Annotated in this window: 13 protein-coding genes; 5 read left to right on the forward strand and 8 right to left on the reverse strand. The window is 71.2% G+C overall.

Features of this window, described 5'->3' with window-relative positions; genetic code table 11:
* Positions 1 to 462 (reverse strand): hypothetical protein (locus tag CS062_RS17125; RefSeq protein WP_143742388.1); only part of this gene is annotated, 462 nt, incomplete at its 3' end.
* 178 nt (positions 463 to 640) lie between these two features.
* Between CS062_RS17125 and CS062_RS17130 the strand changes: the two genes are divergently transcribed.
* A complete protein-coding gene (locus CS062_RS17130) occupies positions 641 to 1,678 on the forward strand; it encodes a hypothetical protein (RefSeq protein ID WP_233218112.1) in 1,038 nt (345 codons plus the stop codon).
* A gap of 136 nt (positions 1,679 to 1,814) precedes the next feature.
* On the opposite strand, the gene CS062_RS17135 is transcribed toward CS062_RS17130, so the two are convergent.
* The 6 genes from CS062_RS17135 to CS062_RS17160 all read right to left on the reverse strand — a co-directional run bounded on the left by CS062_RS17135 (position 1,815) and on the right by CS062_RS17160 (position 10,811).
* On the reverse strand, positions 1,815 to 2,624 hold the full coding sequence (locus tag CS062_RS17135) for an alpha/beta hydrolase family protein (RefSeq protein ID WP_143742389.1): 810 nt from the start codon (positions 2,622 to 2,624) through the stop codon (positions 1,815 to 1,817).
* A 459-nt stretch (positions 2,625 to 3,083) separates the two neighbouring features.
* Entirely contained in the window at positions 3,084 to 6,359 is a 3,276-nt protein-coding gene (locus CS062_RS17140; protein ID WP_099862806.1) for an error-prone DNA polymerase, read from the reverse strand.
* 13 nt (positions 6,360 to 6,372) lie between these two features.
* Positions 6,373 to 7,848 carry a Y-family DNA polymerase gene (locus tag CS062_RS17145; RefSeq protein WP_099862807.1) on the reverse strand — a complete coding sequence of 492 codons (1,476 nt, stop codon included), beginning with the start codon at positions 7,846 to 7,848 and terminating at the stop codon, positions 6,373 to 6,375.
* Positions 7,796 to 8,644 (reverse strand): translesion DNA synthesis-associated protein ImuA, encoded by an 849-nt coding sequence (gene imuA / locus CS062_RS17150; RefSeq protein WP_099862808.1) that lies wholly within the window; start codon positions 8,642 to 8,644, stop codon positions 7,796 to 7,798. Before imuA ends, CS062_RS17145 begins: the two co-directional genes overlap by 53 nt.
* A 111-nt stretch (positions 8,645 to 8,755) precedes the next feature.
* Complete coding sequence (locus CS062_RS17155; protein WP_099862809.1) at positions 8,756 to 10,138, reverse strand: sensor histidine kinase; 1,383 nt, start codon at positions 10,136 to 10,138, stop codon at positions 8,756 to 8,758.
* On the reverse strand, positions 10,128 to 10,811 hold the full coding sequence (locus CS062_RS17160; protein WP_099862810.1) for a response regulator transcription factor: 684 nt from the start codon (positions 10,809 to 10,811) through the stop codon (positions 10,128 to 10,130). The genes CS062_RS17155 and CS062_RS17160 overlap by 11 nt, the downstream gene beginning before the upstream one ends.
* A gap of 323 nt (positions 10,812 to 11,134) precedes the next feature.
* On the opposite strand from CS062_RS17160, the gene CS062_RS17165 reads away from it, so the two are divergent.
* Positions 11,135 to 11,725, forward strand: a complete 591-nt coding sequence (locus CS062_RS17165) for a GNAT family N-acetyltransferase (RefSeq protein ID WP_099862811.1) — start codon at positions 11,135 to 11,137, stop codon at positions 11,723 to 11,725.
* A gap of 71 nt (positions 11,726 to 11,796) precedes the next feature.
* Here the strand turns inward: CS062_RS17165 and CS062_RS17170 are convergent, their stop codons facing one another.
* The gene (locus tag CS062_RS17170; RefSeq protein WP_099862812.1) at positions 11,797 to 12,588 is read right to left on the reverse strand and encodes a Crp/Fnr family transcriptional regulator; all 792 of its coding nucleotides are present in this window, start codon (positions 12,586 to 12,588) and stop codon (positions 11,797 to 11,799) included.
* Positions 12,589 to 12,780: 192 nt separating this feature from the next.
* Between CS062_RS17170 and CS062_RS17175 the strand changes: the two genes are divergently transcribed.
* The 3 genes from CS062_RS17175 to CS062_RS17185 are packed head-to-tail and all read left to right on the forward strand — an operon-like array spanning position 12,781 to position 16,641.
* Positions 12,781 to 14,727 carry an AMP-dependent synthetase/ligase gene (locus CS062_RS17175; protein WP_099862813.1) on the forward strand — a complete coding sequence of 649 codons (1,947 nt, stop codon included), beginning with the start codon at positions 12,781 to 12,783 and terminating at the stop codon, positions 14,725 to 14,727.
* Positions 14,727 to 15,698 carry an ABC transporter ATP-binding protein gene (locus CS062_RS17180; protein WP_099862814.1) on the forward strand — a complete coding sequence of 324 codons (972 nt, stop codon included), beginning with the start codon at positions 14,727 to 14,729 and terminating at the stop codon, positions 15,696 to 15,698. Before CS062_RS17175 ends, CS062_RS17180 begins: the two co-directional genes overlap by 1 nt.
* Before the next feature lie 13 nt (positions 15,699 to 15,711).
* Entirely contained in the window at positions 15,712 to 16,641 is a 930-nt protein-coding gene (locus CS062_RS17185) for a branched-chain amino acid ABC transporter permease (RefSeq protein WP_099862815.1), read from the forward strand.
* Positions 16,642 to 16,721 lie beyond the last annotated feature (80 nt).

The raw sequence follows: 16,721 nt of genomic DNA on the forward strand, positions 1-16,721 counted from the left end.
CCGATCTAGCAGCGGCGCGGCGACCGGCGCGCGCACCGGGCGCTGCTGGCCGAGCCAGCGCGCGAGGGTCTCGCCGGCGGCGGGCTCGCCGTCGACCTCGACCCGGCAACGCGCCAGCAGCGGGGCGTTCAGCCAGAACGGACCGCTGCTGCGAGCGTTGGCCTCGATCAGCGCAGCCAGTGGGCCGTCGTCCAGCAGCGCCAGCGCGCGCCAGACCTGGGTGCGGTGCAGCTCGGCCATGCCGGCGATGCGTTCGCGCAGCTCGGCGCGCGAGCAGGGGCTGTCGACGCGAGCCAGGCCCTGCTCGTGCGCCTGCAGCAGTGCGGCCAGCAGGCGCGGCAGCAGGCGGTTGCGCAGCTCGGGCAGGCCATCGATGCGCAGGCCATGCGGCAGCAACTCGAGGTGATGCGCGATGTGGTCGGCGGCGGACGCGGGAGAAACGGTGGCGACGGTGGCGGTCATTGGGGACGCATTCTGCGCGGGCCGTGCGGGTGATGTGACGGCATCGGCGTAACGGGCGTTACGTCCACCGGTTACGGCACCGCCTGCCCGGGGCCTGTCGAGGCCTGTCGGGGCCGCGTCGATGGGTCTCGGGCCCGTCCTTTGCCAGCAGACCTCATCACCACTCGAGGGGATTGCGATGGTCGCGAACGAAGCCTGGTATGCGGGCGAGAGCAGCGTCGGCGGTGCCTATCCCGCCGGAAGGACGGCTTCCGCGGTGTCGTGGGGCGCGGTGCTGGCGGGCGCGGCCGCGGCGGCGGCGCTGTCGCTGATCCTGCTGCTGCTCGGCGTGGGACTGGGACTGGCCGCCGTGTCCCCCTGGGCCGGTGACGGCGCCAGCGCGGGCACGCTCGGCGCCGCGGGCATCGCATGGCTGGCCTTCACGCAACTGGCCGCGTCGGGACTGGGTGGCTACTTGGCCGGACGGCTGCGGGTGCGCTGGCGTGGCACCGACGCCGACGAGGTTCACTTCCGCGATACCGCGCATGGGCTGCTGTCCTGGGCGGTGGCGACGCTGTTCACCGCGGCCACGCTGACCGCGTCGGTGGGCGCCATCGCCGGACTGGGCGTGAAGGGCGCGGCGACCGCAGCCGGCGTGGCGACGGCGGGCGCGGCGGCGACGACGGGCGCCCGGGCCGATACGGACGGCACGCTGGCCGAGCGGGGCGCCGACGGCCGGGCGGGCACCGATCCGCTGGCTCGCGACGATCTCGGCTACTACGTGGACACGCTGCTGCGGCCCTCCGCCGCCGCCACCACGAGCGCGGGCGCGGGCGGTCCGTCCGCCGCAGCCAATCCGGCGACGCTGCGCGGCTGGCCGGACGCGTCGATGGCGCATGCGGACGAGCACTCGTCCGCCGCCCTGCACCGCCTCGTGTTGCGCGCGCTGCGCCATGAGGGGCGCCTGTCCGCGGAAGACACGCGCGCCGCCGCGCAGTTGGTGGCGCAGCGGACCGGCCTGACGCAGGCCGAGGCCGAACGGCGCGTGACCGAGACGCTGCAGCGCGCCCGTGCCGAAGCGCAGGCGCTGGAAACACGTGCCCGCGAGGCGGCGGATGCGGCGCGCAAGGCGACGCTGGCGGCGGCGCTATGGATGTTCGTGGCGCTGCTGATTGGCGCCTTCACCGCGAGCCTGCTGGCCACCCTCGGCGGCCGGCAGCGCGACCTCGTCGACTGAACCAAGGAGAGCTCGCATGCGTTCGCTGTTGCTGTATCTGCTGGGCGTGCCCATTCCGATCATCATCCTGATCGCCTTGATCCGGTAGCGACCGGGGCCCACGGTGTCATCGGCCGGTGGCCGACACCGCCGCGGCTCAGTTCAATGGCTGGGCGGCGCGCGGCGGTTCCGCGTCCGCGTGATCGCCATAGGGGCGCCACGCGCCGGGTGCATGGGCGAGCCGGTCGGCGACCACCTTGAGCACCGCGGGATTCCACACCAGGCCGCAGTGGCTGCCGTCGACCTCGACGTTCTCGATCATCGGATGGTCTTCGCGCTGCACGCAGGCCTGCCAGGCGACGACGCCGTCGCTGCGGCTGTAGATGGCCGTTGTCGGCACCTGCGGCGCGGCGACGAGGCGCGCCTTGAAGTCCTCGTCGAGCACCGGCAGCGCGCCGTTGATCCAGCGATAGAGCAGGCTGACGTTGGTCTGCGCCGCCTCGCCGGTGATCGGCGTGCCGATCGTGATGACCTGCCGGACGGGCAGCGCGATGCGCTTGGCGATCTCGCGCGCGTAGATGCCGCCCAGGCTCCAGCCGACCAGCGAGACCGCCTGCGGCTGATCGGCGACCAGCGCCTCGATGTCGGCGGCGAGGGCGTCGAGCCAGCGGTCGATGTCCCCGACGGGCCCGGTGTTGAGGCCGCGGCCCCAGTCGCGCGCCGCGTAGCCCAGGCCGTGGCAGAAGCCGACCAGCGGGGCGATCGACTGCGCATCGGCCGCCAGGCCGGGGAACACGATGACCGGATGTCCGTCGCCGGGCGGGTGGCCGCTGCGGTCCATCAGGCGGCAACTGGCGTATTCCATCGCGGCACGCAGCGGCTCGATGCCCAGCAGGGCCCAGGAGGGAGAGGGAATGAGCGGCGCTGCGACGGGAAGGGTGCGGGCACGGACGGCGATCTTTTTCATGGCGTCGGGGGCCGGCCACGCCAGCGGGGACTGGCGGGTCGGCATGAGGACAGTTGAGCCGATCTTTCCGCAAGGATGGGCCCCTTGGGTACCCCCCGGATGACGCATTGCGCCGTCGGACGGAGCCTACAGACGAGGGAGAAGGGAGGGATGGGGCGTGTTCTCTCCCACCGTTGATGGAAGTCAGGGGGAGTGGCGGTTTTTCGATGGCATGCGGGGCTGGGCTTTCTTCCGTCGAGCACCAGGCTGTTGCTGATCCCGCGGATCGACGTTGATCGAACGGCAGTGGATGCCGGACTCGACCTGCTCCAGGCCGGGGGCGATTTCGCCGGTGGACTGATCGCTCTTGAGGGGAGGCGTCGTGGTGGAACCGTCTTCCTGACCTTTGATCGGCGGGCGATTCAGCGGCTGCGTCGGCTGGGCTTCCTGGCGCGATCGCCCTGATGTCGGGCAAGGGATTCAATGGAAATCCCGGCTCTCCGTCCTCAGCCGCCCCAACATCGGGGTCAGGTCTTCCATGTGCCCGGCGATCAGGTTGCGCACGTCGCCGCTGCGCTGCCACTTGCCCTTCACCGCCATCAGCCTGGCGTGCAGCATCACCGCGCGCTGTCGCTGCCACAGCGCCCGGTGCACGATGACCTGGATGTCCCCGGTCTCGTCCTCCAGCGAGATGAAGATCGTCCCCTTCGCCGTCGCCGGCTGCTGCTTGACCGTCACGATCCCGCAGCCGCGCGCCGGCCGGCCGTCCGGCAACTCGTCGAGCTCCCGGGCCGACATCCAGCGTTGCTCGCGCAGCAAGGGCCGCAGCAGCGCCAGCGGATGCCGTCGCAGCGTCAGGCCCAGCGACGCGTAGTCGAAGACGATCTCCTCGCCCTCGGGCGCCTGCGGCAGCGCCAGGAAGTCCTCCTGCACCGGCGCCGTCGACAGCAGCGGCGGCGGCGCGTGCTGCGCGGCCGCGTCCCACATCTGCTGGCGCCGATGCCCGCTCAGGCTCGTCAGCGCGTCGCCCGCCGCCAGCATCGTCATCTGCTGCTGGTTCAGGCCGGTGCGGCGCGCCAGGTCCTCCGCGTCGTTGAACGGGCCGCGTCTGCGCTCGAGGCAGATCGCCGCCGCCGAGGCCTGCTGCAGGCCCTTCACCAGCCGCAGTCCCAGCCGCACCGCCACCGGCGCCGCGTCGATCGCCAGCGCTTCGTCCGACTCCAGATGGGGGTCGCCGTCCTCGTCCTGCGCGATGCCGTCCTGGTCCAGCGGCCGCGCATCAAGCGCCTCGGCCTCCTTGCCGCGACGCGTGGGCCGGATCACCCGGCCATCGGTACGTTCCAGCGTGCAGTCCCAGTCGCTGTGCATCACGTCCGGCGGCCGCACCTCGACACCATTGCGCCTGGCGTCCTGCACCAGCTGACTCGGTGAATAGAAGCCCAGCGGCTGCGCATTCAGCATCCCCGCCAGGAACTCCGCCGGGCGATGCTTCTTGAGCCAGCTGCTGCTGTAGACCAGCAGCGCGAACGACGCGGCATGCGACTCCGGGAAGCCGTACTCCGAAAAACCCTTGATCTGCTCGAAGATCTGTTCCGCGAAGGACACCGGGTAGTCGCGCGCGCGCATCCCCTCGATCAGCTTCTCGCGGTATTTCCCCAGGTCGCCCTTGCGCTTCCAGGCCGCCATCGAGCGCCGCAGCTCGTCGGCCTCGCCGCCGGTGAAGCCGGCCGCGATCATCGCGATCTGCATCACCTGTTCCTGGAACACCGGCACCCCCAGCGTGCGGTCCAGCACCGATTCCAATCCGCTTGGATAGACCACCGGTTCCAGCCCCTGCCGCCGCTGCAGGTAGGGATGCACCATCCCGCCCTGGATCGGCCCGGGACGCACGATCGCGACCTCGATCACCAGGTCGTAGAAGCATTTGGGCTTCAGGCGCGGCAGCATGCTGCGCTGCGCCCGGCTTTCGATCTGGAACACGCCGATCGTCTCGGCGCGCTGGATCATTTCGTAGGTGGCCTTGTCCTCGATCGGGATGTCCTTGACCTCGAAAGGCGCCCGCTGGCGCTTGCCGATGAAGTCCAGTGTCTTGCGGATTGCCGTCAGCATGCCCAGCCCCAGCACGTCGACCTTGAGCAGCCCGATCGCGTCGAGGTCGTCCTTGTCCCATTCGATCACCGTGCGATCGGGCATCGACGCGTTCTCCACCGGCACCATGCGCGTCAGCGGCCCCTGCGTCAGCACGAAGCCGCCCGGGTGCTGCGACAGATGGCGCGGGAAGCCGAGCAGCTCCGAGGTGATCTCCACCAGTTGCCGCACCGCCAGGTCGTTGGCGTCCAGGCCCGATTCGCGCAGCCGCTCCGCGTCGATGGTCTGGCCGTCCCACCACTGGTGGTTGCCGCACAGCGTGTCCAGCGTCTCCGGCTCGAAGCCCAGCGCCTTGCCGACGTCGCGCAGCGCACTCTTGACGCGGTAGGAGATCACCACCGCCGCCAGCGCCGCGCGCTCGCGGGTGTACTTGCGATAGAGGTACTGGATGACTTCCTCGCGGCGCTCGTGCTCGAAGTCGATGTCGATGTCCGGCGGCTCGTTGCGTTCCTTGCTGATGAAGCGCTCGAACAGCACCTGCATCCGTTGCGGATCGACTTCGGTCACATGGGTGCAGTAGCAGACGATGGAATTGGCGGCGCTGCCGCGCCCCTGGCACAGGATGCCCTGCGAGCGCGCGAAGTGGACGATGTCGGCCACGGTGAGGAAGTAATGCTCGTAGCGCAGTTCCTCGATCAGCGCGAGCTCGCGCTCGATCTGCTCGGTGACCATCGGAGGAATGCCGTCGGGCCAGCGCCGGCCCGCGCCTTCATAGGTCAGCCGGCGCAGATGGCTGGCCGGCGTCTCGCCCTTGGGCACCACCTCGGACGGGTAGTGGTAGCGCAGCTCGTCCAGCTTGAAGTCGCAACGGGCGGCCACCTGCAGGGTCTCCGCCAGCAGCGCGGCCGGGAAGGCCAGCCCGAGCCGGCCGCGCGCGCGCAGGTGGCGCTCGGCGTTGCGGTCCAGCGCCTGGCCGCACTCGGTCAGCGGCCGGCCCAGCCGGGTCGCGGTCAACACGTCCTGCAGCGGCTTGCGGCTGCGCACATGCATGGTGACGTCGCCGACGGCCACCAGCGGGATCTCGGTCAGCGCGGCCGCCTCGCGCAGCCGCAGCAGGCGGCTTTCGTCGTCGAGCTCGCGGGTCTGGGTCACGCCCAGCCAGCAGCGGCCGGTGAAGCGCGACAGCAGCCAGCGCGACATCGCCAGCAGCGGCGCCGCCGCCGCATGCCGGTCCGGGCAGGCGATGACGACGCAGTCATCCAGCGCCTGGGGGCCGAAGTCGTCGATCGTGCAGCGGTAGCTGCCCTTGTCGGCCGAGCGCCGCAGCCGCGAGATCAACTGGCACAGGTTGCCGTAGCCGTTCAGGTTGCAGGCCAGCGCCACCAGGGTGAAGGGAGGCTCGTCCGGGTCGGCGCCGTCGCGCGGGTCGATGCGGAACTGGCTGCCGACCAGAAGCTTCAGCCCGTGCCGCTTCGCGGCCACATGCGCCCGCACGATGCCGGCCATCGAGCATTCATCGGTGATCGCGAGCGCGCTGTAGCCGAGCTCCTTGGCGCGCTCGACCAGTTCCTCGGGCCAGCTGGCGCCCTTGAGGAAGCTGAAGTTGCTGAGGCAGCGCAGTTCGGCGTAGTCCGGCAGCGCGGCGGGCAGGGCAGGCGGGGCGGTCATCGCTCGACTCCGTTCAGGCGTAGACGCCGTGCAGGAACCAGGCGCTGCCGCCATCGTCCAGCGGCTGCCGGAAGATGGCGACGACGCCGGCGTTGTCGTTGACCGCGATCCAGTAGTCGCGCACGACGTTGCGGTGGCCGATCGCCACCATCGCCGCGTCGTCCCGCGGCACCAGCGCGGTGAAGGCCGGCGCGGTCTGGTCCCGGACGCCGGCGCCGGTCTCGACTGCCGCGTCCGCTGGTGCTCGCGCCGGCAGGCGGTCCCACCAGCCGCCCTCGACGCGGTCGGGGCCGACCAGCAAGGTCAGCGCGCCCTGGTAGTGGGGCCGGTGATCGCGCAGCGCCAGGCGCAGCGGCGGCTCCAGCAGGAAGCCGGGTTCGGGCATGGACGGCGCGGGCCGCGCCACCGCGCGGCGGCGGCCGTTGCCCGAGGCGCCGGCGCGCTGGCTGTCGGTGGCGGGCTGCCAGCGCGTCATCCATTCGAGCCGGTGATCGTCGCCAGGCGCCGGCTGAAGCACCCGCTCCGGGCCGAGGCGCGCGGCGATGCGCTCCAGCGTCAGGTAGAGCGTCTCGCCGGTGCGCACCGTGTCGGGCAGCAGCGAGGCGCTGTCCTCGGTCAGGGCCTGGACCCCGATCGCCTCCAGCCGCAGCTCGCCCACCGGCGCCAGCAGCCGGGTCTTGGCCAGGTGCTCGGCCATCAGCCGGCAGAAGTGCTCGAGCGCGCGGATCGGCTCGGCGGTGCGGATCGTCAGCGACCCGCCGTCGCCAGCATCCTTGGCGCGCATCGAGTCATGCACCCAGTGCAGCGTCACGCCGGTCGCACCGGCATGGCGGGCGGCCAGCCAGCCGCACAGCCGCATCAGCAGCGGCCGCGCGCCCAGCAGCAGCGCCGGCGCGTGGTCCACGCGGCCGGGCAACTCGATGCGGGCGTGGAAATCCTCGGGCAGCACCTCCCAGCGGTGCGCCTCCGGGCGCAGCCCGTAGGCCTGGTCCAGCATCGCCAGCAGCGCCGCGCCGAAGCGCCGGCTGATGCCGCCGCGCGGCAAGGCCCGCAACTGGCCCAGCGTGTTGATGCCGGCGCGGCTCAGCGGCTCGGCGTGGTCGGCGCCTGCGCTCAGCGCCTGTAGCGGGAGCGGATCCAGCACCGCCTGCAGCAGCCGGCCGCCCAGGTCTGGCACGCCGCAGCGCGCCAGCACCAGCGCGGCGGTGGCCGTCGGCGCCCAGCCGATGCCAACGGCGCCCAGGTCCGGCGCCTCGTCGGCGATGCGCGCCTGGAGCGCGCCCAGGCCGCGGAACAGCCGCAGGCTGGCCTCGACCTCCATGACGACGGCGTCCTCCATCAGCGCCACGCGCGGCGTGAACTGAAGACACCACACGGCCAGTCCTGCCTGCGCCTCCGGACAGATCCCCCAGGGGTGGTCCGGCGGCGCGACCGGATCAGCGGAGGGCGCCGGCGGACGAGGCGGCAGGATCAGGGCGACCCACAACATCGGTCAGCTCCGGAAACAGGGCGAGCGGCTGCGGCTCGCGCGGGGATTCGGACAAGGCGGCGGACGGTGCGGCGGGCACTGCTTCGGGTGTGATCGGCGCGACCGGCGCGACCGGGCGCATCGTGCTGGGCCGCATCACCCGCGGCGTCAGCACCCGCTCGAGCCCGCCCGGAATGGACGCCAGCCGCAGCGGCGTCTCATGGGCGGGGCCCTTGCGCTTGAGGATCAGGACGTCCAGCGCCCAGTCGACATCGATCGTCACCTGCAGCCGCAGCGGCGCCGGCGAGGGATCGTGGCGCGCGGCCAGCGGCCGGAACAGGAACACCGGCCCCTCGAAGGACTGCGCCAGCACCTGCAGTCGCCGCAGCTGTTCCGGCGCGGCCTGCGGCATCCAGGCCAGCACCGCGCCGGCGGCGTTGGACTTGATCAGCTGCTCGGCGCACCAGAGCCGCTCCGAGGGCGCTCGCGCGTCGATCCAGACCAGGTGGCGCTCGTCCAGCCCCAGGTGCATCAGGCCGGGCAGGTGCGGACGCTTGGGCGGGCCGATCATCGCCACCGCGGCGCCGTCGGCGACCACTCGCCGCAGCGCCGGGCCGGCCAGCCGCCATTCGGCCAGCGAGAACTGCGGCAGCAGCAGCTCGGTCAGCTGGCGTCCGGGCCAGCCGCCGCCGGGCAGTTCAGCGTCCAGCGCGTCGAAGCCGCTGGGCCAGACCGTGTCGGTGCCGCGGCCCAGGGCGTCGCCGCGCCAGACGGCCTCGGCCACGGCGGGGGGAAGGGGCAAGGGCAGGGCGGACATGGCGGGTCGGTCGGCGGGAGAGACGACAACGCCGGTCGTGACACCGGCGTTGGGGACTGTATATGCATACAGTATAGGTGGACGGCCGACCCGTCCAGCGGATGTGTCGCTTCAAGTGGGGAGAATGTCCCGCTCCGGGGCCTGCGGCCGGCGATCGTGGCCGTCGTTGGGGCCGTCATCGGGGCCCGCGCGGCCTGTGGATGCCTGCCCGAAGCTCAGCGCGAAGCGCGTCCCGCCGTGGGCGGGCGCTTCCAGGCTGACGGTCCAGCCCAGGTGCTCGGCCACGCGCTTGACGATGGCCAGGCCCAGCCCGGCGCTGCCGGCGCCGGCCGGGTCCACCTGCATGAAGCGGTCGAAGATGCGGTCGCGCACGGCTGGCGGAATGCCGATGCCGGTGTCCTCGATGACGACGCGGCCGGCCTCCAGCCGGATGTCGACGCGGCCCTCCTCGGTGAACTGGCAGGCGTTGCGGATCAGGTTGCCCAGCGCGATCGCCGCGAGTTCCGGCCGCGCGGGCACTTCCAGGCCGGCGTCATCGGGCGCGGCATGCAGCGTCATCTCGACGTCCTTGCCCTTGAGCAGCGGCCGGCAGCGCTCCATTTCCTGGCGCAGCAGCGGCAGCACCGCGGTGGGCGGCGCGCCGATGCTGGCCGGATCGCGCGACAGCAGCAGCATCGCCACGACGCGCTCGCTGGTGTCGGCGGCGGTGCGGCGGATGCGCTCGGCCAGCTCGACCATGTCGTCGCGGCCGTGCAGGCGGGCCTTCAGGACCTCGGCGGCGCCCAGCATCACCGCCAGCGGTGTGCGCAGCTCATGGCTGACATCGCCGGTGAACCAGCGCTCGCGGTCCAGGTAGCGCTGCTGGGCCTCGGTCTTGGCCGCGAAGGCGCGCGACAGCACGCCCAGCTCGTCGGTGGAATCCTGCAGCGGGTACTCGCGCGGCGCGGCGCCGGTTTCCACCGCGCGGGCCAGGGCGGTCACCGGCGCGACGATGCGGCTCGCGGTCAGCTGCGCCAGGAACAGCGCCAGCCCCAGGCAGCAGACGAAGGCCAGGCCGAGCAGGCCGTACACGCCGGCCTCGATCTTGGCGAAGTCCTCGTCGCGGTCGGTCAGCACGAAGACCGGGCCGAGGTCGTCCCGGATCAGCGCGCTGACCAGTTGGCCGTCCTGCGGCAGCGTGTACTTGCCGGGCGGCTTTCCGCGCAGCGGGGCCGGGATCTCGGTGCCGCGGTAGAGCGTGACGCTGGGCGGCAGGTCGGGCTCCAGGCCCTGTCGCTCGCGGGCGATCAGCTCGTCGGCGGTGCGGCCCAGGCGCTGGTCGATCAGGCGGTCCTCGATGCTCGAGGCGATGCGCACCGCCGCCACGGCGAAGGCGCCGCAGACCAGCAGGGTCAGCAGCAGGAAGGCCGCGGCGACGCGCGTGCGCAGCGTCGTCGGCGCGGCGGTGGAGCGCAGGCGCCAGGGGCGGCGGATCCCCGGGGACTCAGCCCGCATCGGGCGACACCAGCCGGTATCCGATGCCCGGATGGGTCTTCAGCAGCGGGACGGGGAAGGGCTTGTCCAGCGCCGCGCGCAGGGCGTGGATATGGGTGCGCAGCGCGTCGCTGTCGGGCGGATCGTTGCCCCAGACCTCGCGTTCCAGGTCCTCGCGGCGGACCAGCTTGGGGGCCTCGCGCAGCAGGGCGGAGAGCAGCTTGTAGCCGGTGGGCGTGAGCTGCAGCGGCTTGCCGGCGCGGGTGGCTTCCAGGGTGTCGGGGTCGAAGCTCACATCGGCGTAGCTCACCGCCGAACTCAGGTTCAGTCCGTGGGAGCGCCGCATCAGCGCCTTGAGGCGGATCTCCAGTTCGACCAGCGAGAAGGGCTTGACCAGATAGTCGTCGGCGCCGCTCTCGAAGCCGGTGACCTTGTCGGCGATGGTGTCGCGCGCGGTCAGCATCAGGATGGGCGTCGGCCGGCGGAAATCCTTGCGCAGCCGCCGGGCCACGTCCAGTCCGTCCAGGCCGGGCAGGGTCAGGTCCAGCACGATCGCGTCGTAGGAGCCGGCGGCGGCCTGCGCCAGCCCGCCCAGGCCGTTGCGGGCCACGTCCAGCTCGTAACCCATCGGCTCGAGGTAGGCGAACAGGTTGGCGACGATGTCCGGGTTGTCTTCGATGACCAGCAGCTTCATCACGAGCTCACGTTCCTGCGGCGCCGGGCGCCGCGTCGTCCTGGGGAGGGAGCCCAGGCGGGGGATCGCTCCCCCGCAGGCCCCGCGTATGCCGGGAATGCTATGCCAGTTGGTCTGCGGCGACCTGTCTTGGGGCTGTCGCACGCCACGGCGGTCTAACGGACGCCGTCAGATCGGGCGATGTGCGCGCAAGATGCCAAAACTTCCAGGGTTTCAACGGCTTCGTCACCTTTCGTGACGCAAGTCCCGTTGCCGTCACCGACCGAGCGGTCGGGAGATGGCTTGAAATCCGCCAGGGGCGCATAATTTACGGGTTAACCCCTATGCTTGCCCCCATCTTCTCCATCCCGGCTGTCGAGCGGCTCACCCAGACGCCCCGCCTGACCCTGCGCCCGCCTGCGGCCGCCGACGCCCGGACCTTCCGCGACCTGCTGTGCGACCCGGCGAATCGTCGATTCGAATCCGGCGGTCCCGCCATGTCCGAGCGGCTGGAGCAATGGCGCGCGCTGTGGACGCGGGACGGGCTGGGGCCGTGGGCGGTCGCGCTGCGCGAGCAGCCGTCGCTCGGGGCGATCGGCTTCGGCGGCCTGAGCCGGGGGCGGATCTGCGGCGCGCCGGCGCTGCTGCTGGAGTTCCACTTCCTGTCCGACCACTGGGGGCGCGGCTACGCGGCGGAGATGTCGCTGGCGGCGCTGGCGCTGGCCTTCGACAGCCTGCATGCGACCTCGGTGCAGGCGCTGCTGGCGCCGGGCAACACCGCGGCGCGCAAGACGCTGGAGCGCGTCGGGCTGCGGCTGACCGGCTCGGTCGCCGAGCATCCCGGTGAGGCGGCCAGCCTGCTCTACGAGATCAACGCCGCGCAGTACGCGGCGCATCCGCCGGCGCAACCCGAGGCCACGCCGTTCGGCGCGTAAGGAATCTGGTGGTCGCCTGGGCTGGCCTTCAGCCCGCGGACCGACGCCCACCCGGCGCCCACCCGGCGCCGCTACTGCTGCGGATAGACCCGCAGTCCCCCCAGGTCCAGCACGCGAAGCCCGCCGTACTCGACCGCGATCAGCCGCTGCGCCTGCAGATGGCGCAGGGCCTCGTTGACGCGCTGGCGCGAGAGCCCCACCAGATGCCCCAGTTCCTGCTGCGTGATGCGCAGTAGCCCGTTCACGCCGGGATACAGCTGGGGATGGAACAGCGCCGCCAGGTTGCGGGCGACCCGCAGGTCGGGATCGCTCTGGCGGTCGATCTCGCGGGCGGCGATGAACTGGCCCAGCCGCTCGTTGAGCTGGTTCAGCACGTAGCGGTTGAAGGCCAGGCTGGTCTCCAGCAATTCATGGAAGCTGTCCAGCGGCAAGCCGGCGACGACGCTGCGCCGCAGCGCCTGGATGTTGTAGCGGTAGGCCTCGCGCTTGAGCAGCGTCCCCTCGCCGAACCAGCCACCCGGCGGCACGCCGGTGAAGGTGACCTGGCGCGCCGCCGCCTCGTCGTTGCTCATCTTGAGCAGGCCGTCGATGACACCGAACCAGAAATTGGCTTCGCGCCCGATGCGGCAGATGCGCTCGCCGACCTCCACCTCGGCCACCTGGATGCTGGCGGAGACGCGTTCGCGCAGCTCCGGCTCGATCGCCTTCAGCCAGGGGATGGCGCCCATCTCCTGCGCGCTCGCGGCCCGCGCCCGCAGCCGCAGCGGCTGCGTCGGCACGGCCCCGGACAGGGGCGGGCGCAGGGGCAGCGGGGACGGCGAACCCAGCGCGGCGTGGACAGCGGTGTCGGTGATCGAGGCCATCCCCCGTTCATCGCGCCGGCGCATGACAACAGCCTGACGCGACCCCCTGGGGAAAACGCTGCCCCGAACTCTCCCTAGGAATGTCGTCGCAACGACAACACGGCGTCAATGAGCCGGCCTACAGTCCATCAACCCCCGCGGCATGAGCGCCTCCGCCAGAGAGGCGACAGCGGGGACCACAAGGAGACGACGGTGGACCAGACCTTCCCCCGCCTGCTGCTCGATCACGCCCGCCAGCGCCCTCACGCGCCGGCGCTGCGCGAGAAGGAGCTCGGCATCTGGCAGACGCTGAGCTGGTCGGCGCTCGCCGCGCTGGTGCGCGACCTCGCGCATGGCTTCGCCGCCGCCGGCATGACGCGCGGCCAGCACCTCGTCGTCATTGGCGAGAACCGTCCCCGGCTCTATGCGGCGATGCTCGCCGCGCAGTCGCTCGGCGCGATCCCGGTGCCGCTCTACCAGGACGCTGTCGCCGCCGAGTTCGTCTATCCGCTGCACAACGCGGAGGTCGCCTTCGCCGTCGTCGAGGACCAGGAGCAGGTCGACAAGCTGCTCGAAATCCGCGACCAGTGCCCGGCGCTGCGCCGTGTCTGGTTCGACGATCCGCGCGGCCTGCGTCACTACGCCGCCGACGGACTGGCCTCGATCGACGGCCTGTGCGACGACGGCCGTGCCCATGCGATGCGGCATCCGGGCTGGTTCGAACGCGAGGTCGAGGCCGGCCGCGCCGAGGACGTGGCGGCGATGTTCTTCACCTCCGGCACCACCGGCCATCCGAAGGGCGTGGTCCACACGCATGCGACGCTGATCGACCGCGCCCAGGCCGGCGCGCGCTTCGACCGGCTCACGCATGACGAGGAGGTGCTCGCCTACCTGCCGTGCGCGTGGATCGGCCAGAACATCTTCAGCTACGCACAGTGGCTCGCCTGCGGCTACGTCGTCAACTGCCCCGAGTCGGCGAGCACCGTGAGCATCGATCTCAAGGAGATCGGACCCACCTACTACTTCGCCCCGCCGCGCGTCTTCGAGGGCCTGCTCACCAGCGTGATGATCCGGATGGAGGACGCCGGCGCGCCCAAGCGCTGGCTGTTCGCCCGTTGCATGGCCCTGGCCCATCGCGTCGGGCCCTCGCTGATGGACGGCAAGCCGGTCGGCGCCTGGGACCGCTTCAAGTACCGGCTCGGCGACCTCGCGATCTACGGGCCGCTGCGCAACGCGCTGGGCTTCTCGCGGGTGCGCGTCGCCTACACCGCCGGCGAGGCTATCGGGCCGGACCTCTTCAGCTTCTACCGGTCGATCGGCATCAACCTCAAGCAGTTGTACGGCTCGACCGAGACCGCGGTCTTCGTCTGCCTGCAGCCGGATCACGAAGCGCGCGCCGACACCGTCGGCGTGCCGATCGATGGCGTTGAGATCCGCCTTGCCGACAACGGCGAGATCCTGGTGCGATCGCCCGGCCTGCTCAAGGGCTACTACAAGAACCCGGACGCGACGGCCGAGGTGCTGGGCGCCGACGGCTGGTACCGCACCGGTGACGCGGGCTTCCTCGATGCCGGCGGCCACCTGAAGATCATCGACCGCGCCAAGGACGTCGGCCGCCTCAGCGGCGGCGCGCACGACGGCGCCATGTTCGCGCCCAAGTACGTGGAGAACAAGCTGAAGTTCTTCGCCTTCGTGAAGGAGGCGGTCGCCTTCGGCGATGGGCGCGATCGCGTCTGCGCGTTCATCAACATCGACTTCGAGGCGGTCGGCAACTGGGCCGAGCGTCGCAACCTGGCCTACGCCGGCTACACCGACCTGGCCGGCAAGCCCGAGGTCTACGCGCTGATCCGCGACTGCGTCGAGAAGGTCAATGCCGACCTCGCGCAGGACGAGCGCCTGGCCGGCAGCCAGATCACCCGCTTCCTGGTGCTGCACAAGGAACTCGACGCCGACGACGGCGAGCTGACGCGCACCCGCAAGGTCCGCCGCGGCGCGATCGCCGACAAGTACCGCGTGCTGATCGACGCGCTCTACGACGGCAAGCCGTCGCAGTTCATCGAGACGGCGGTCCGCTTCGAGGACGGCCGCACCGGCAAGGTCGCCGCCGACCTGCGCATCGAGGAGGCCCGCACCTTCTCGCCGACCCGGAGGGCCGCCTGATGAGCGCCACTGCCACCGCCACAGCCTCTGCCGCCGGCACTCTCGGCGCATCCGTCGGCGCATCCGTCGGCGCCTCCGCCGCCGCGCCCGCCCCGGCGCTGTTTCAAGATGCCGCCGCGCCGGGCGCCACGGACCCCGGCGCGCCCGCCGCGACCGCCACGCCTTCCGCGACGCGTCGCGTCGGCGAGGTGATCCTCGAGGTCAGCAACATCACCTTGTCCTTCGGCGGCGTGAAGGCGCTCAACGACATCAGCTTCGACGTCCGCGAGCACGAGATCCGCGCCATCATCGGCCCCAACGGCGCCGGCAAGAGCTCGATGCTGAACTGCATCAACGGCGTCTACCAGCCGCAGGCCGGCCGCGTGCTGTTCCGCGGCGAGGATGTCCGCCTGCTGAGCCCGCGCACCCGGCTGCGCCGCATGGCCGAGATGGGCGTCGCGCGGACCTTCCAGAACCTGGCGCTGTTCAAGGGCATGAGCGTGCTGGACAACATCATGAGCGGCCGCAACCTGCGCATGCGCACCGGGCTGTTCGCGCAGGCGTTCCGCAATCCATGGTGGAGTCCGGCCGAGCGCGAGGAGACCGCGCATCGCGAGCACGTCGAGCGCATCATCGACTTCCTCGAGATCCAGGCGCATCGCAAGACCCCGGTGGGACGGCTGCCTTACGGGCTGCAGAAGCGCGTCGACCTGGGCCGGGCGCTGGCGATGGAGCCCAGGGTGCTGCTGCTCGACGAGCCGATGGCGGGCATGAACGTCGAGGAGAAGCAGGACATGTGCCGCTTCATCCTGGACGTCAACGACGAGTTCGGCACCACCATCGTGCTGATCGAGCACGACATGGGCGTGGTGATGGACATCAGCGACCGTGTCGTCGTGCTGGACTACGGGCGCAAGATCGGCGACGGCAAGCCTGACGAGGTCCGCGCCAACGAGGACGTGATCCGCGCCTACCTCGGCGCGTCGCATTGAACGGGAGACGACGATGGGCTTCTTCCTCGAGACCCTGATCGGCGGCCTGATGACCGGCATGCTGTATTCGCTGGTGGCGCTGGGCTTCGTGCTGATCTTCAAGGCGTCGGGCGTCTTCAACTTCGCGCAGGGCGCGATGGTGCTGTTCGCGGCGCTGGCCATGGCGCGCTTTGCCGAATGGATCCCGCGCTGGACCGGCCTGAGCGGCAAGCTGGCCGTCAACCTGCTCGCGTTCCTCGTGGCGATGGCGCTGATGGTGGCGGTCGCCTGGCTGATCCAGAAGCTGGTGCTCTCGCGCCTGGTCAACCAGGAGGGCATCACGCTGCTGATGGCGACGCTGGGCATCACCTACTTCCTGGACGGCTTCGGGCAGACGCTGTTCGGCTCGGACATCTACAAGATCGACGTCGGCCTGCCCAAGGATCCGGTGTTCCTGATGGAGCAGCGCTTCCAGGGCGGCGTGATGGTCAACCAGGAGGACCTGGCGGCGGCGCTGATCGCCGCGGCGCTGGTCGCGGCGCTGACGCTGTTCTTCCGCTTCACCGGCACCGGCCGGGCGTTGCGCGCGGTGGCGGACGATCACCAGGCGGCGCAATCGATCGGGATTCCGCTGTCGCGCATCTGGGTGATCGTGTGGAGCGTGGCGGGCTTCGTCGCACTGGTGGCCGGCATCATCTGGGGCTCCAAGCTCGGCGTGCAGTTCTCGCTGTCGCTGGTCGCGCTCAAGGCGCTGCCGGTGGTGATCCTGGGCGGGCTGACCTCGGTGCCGGGCGCGATCATCGGCGGACTGATCATCGGCGTCGGCGAGAAGCTGTCGGAGATCTACCTCGGGCCGGCGCTGGGCGGCGGCATCGAGATCTGGTTCGCCTACGTGCTGGCGCTGGTGTTCCTGCTGCTGCGGCCGCAGGGCCTCTTCGGCGAAAAGATCATCGATCGCGTGTAGCGATCGATGATCTTTCAGAGGAGGCTGACGTGAACGAAGTGAACGTCAAGGGCCAGGGGCCCGGCCGGAACTACAAGATC

It is taken from the genome of Roseateles chitinivorans, from assembly GCF_002761755.1.
In the GTDB taxonomy this organism is placed as follows: Bacteria; Pseudomonadota; Gammaproteobacteria; order Burkholderiales; family Burkholderiaceae_C; genus Roseateles; species Roseateles chitinivorans.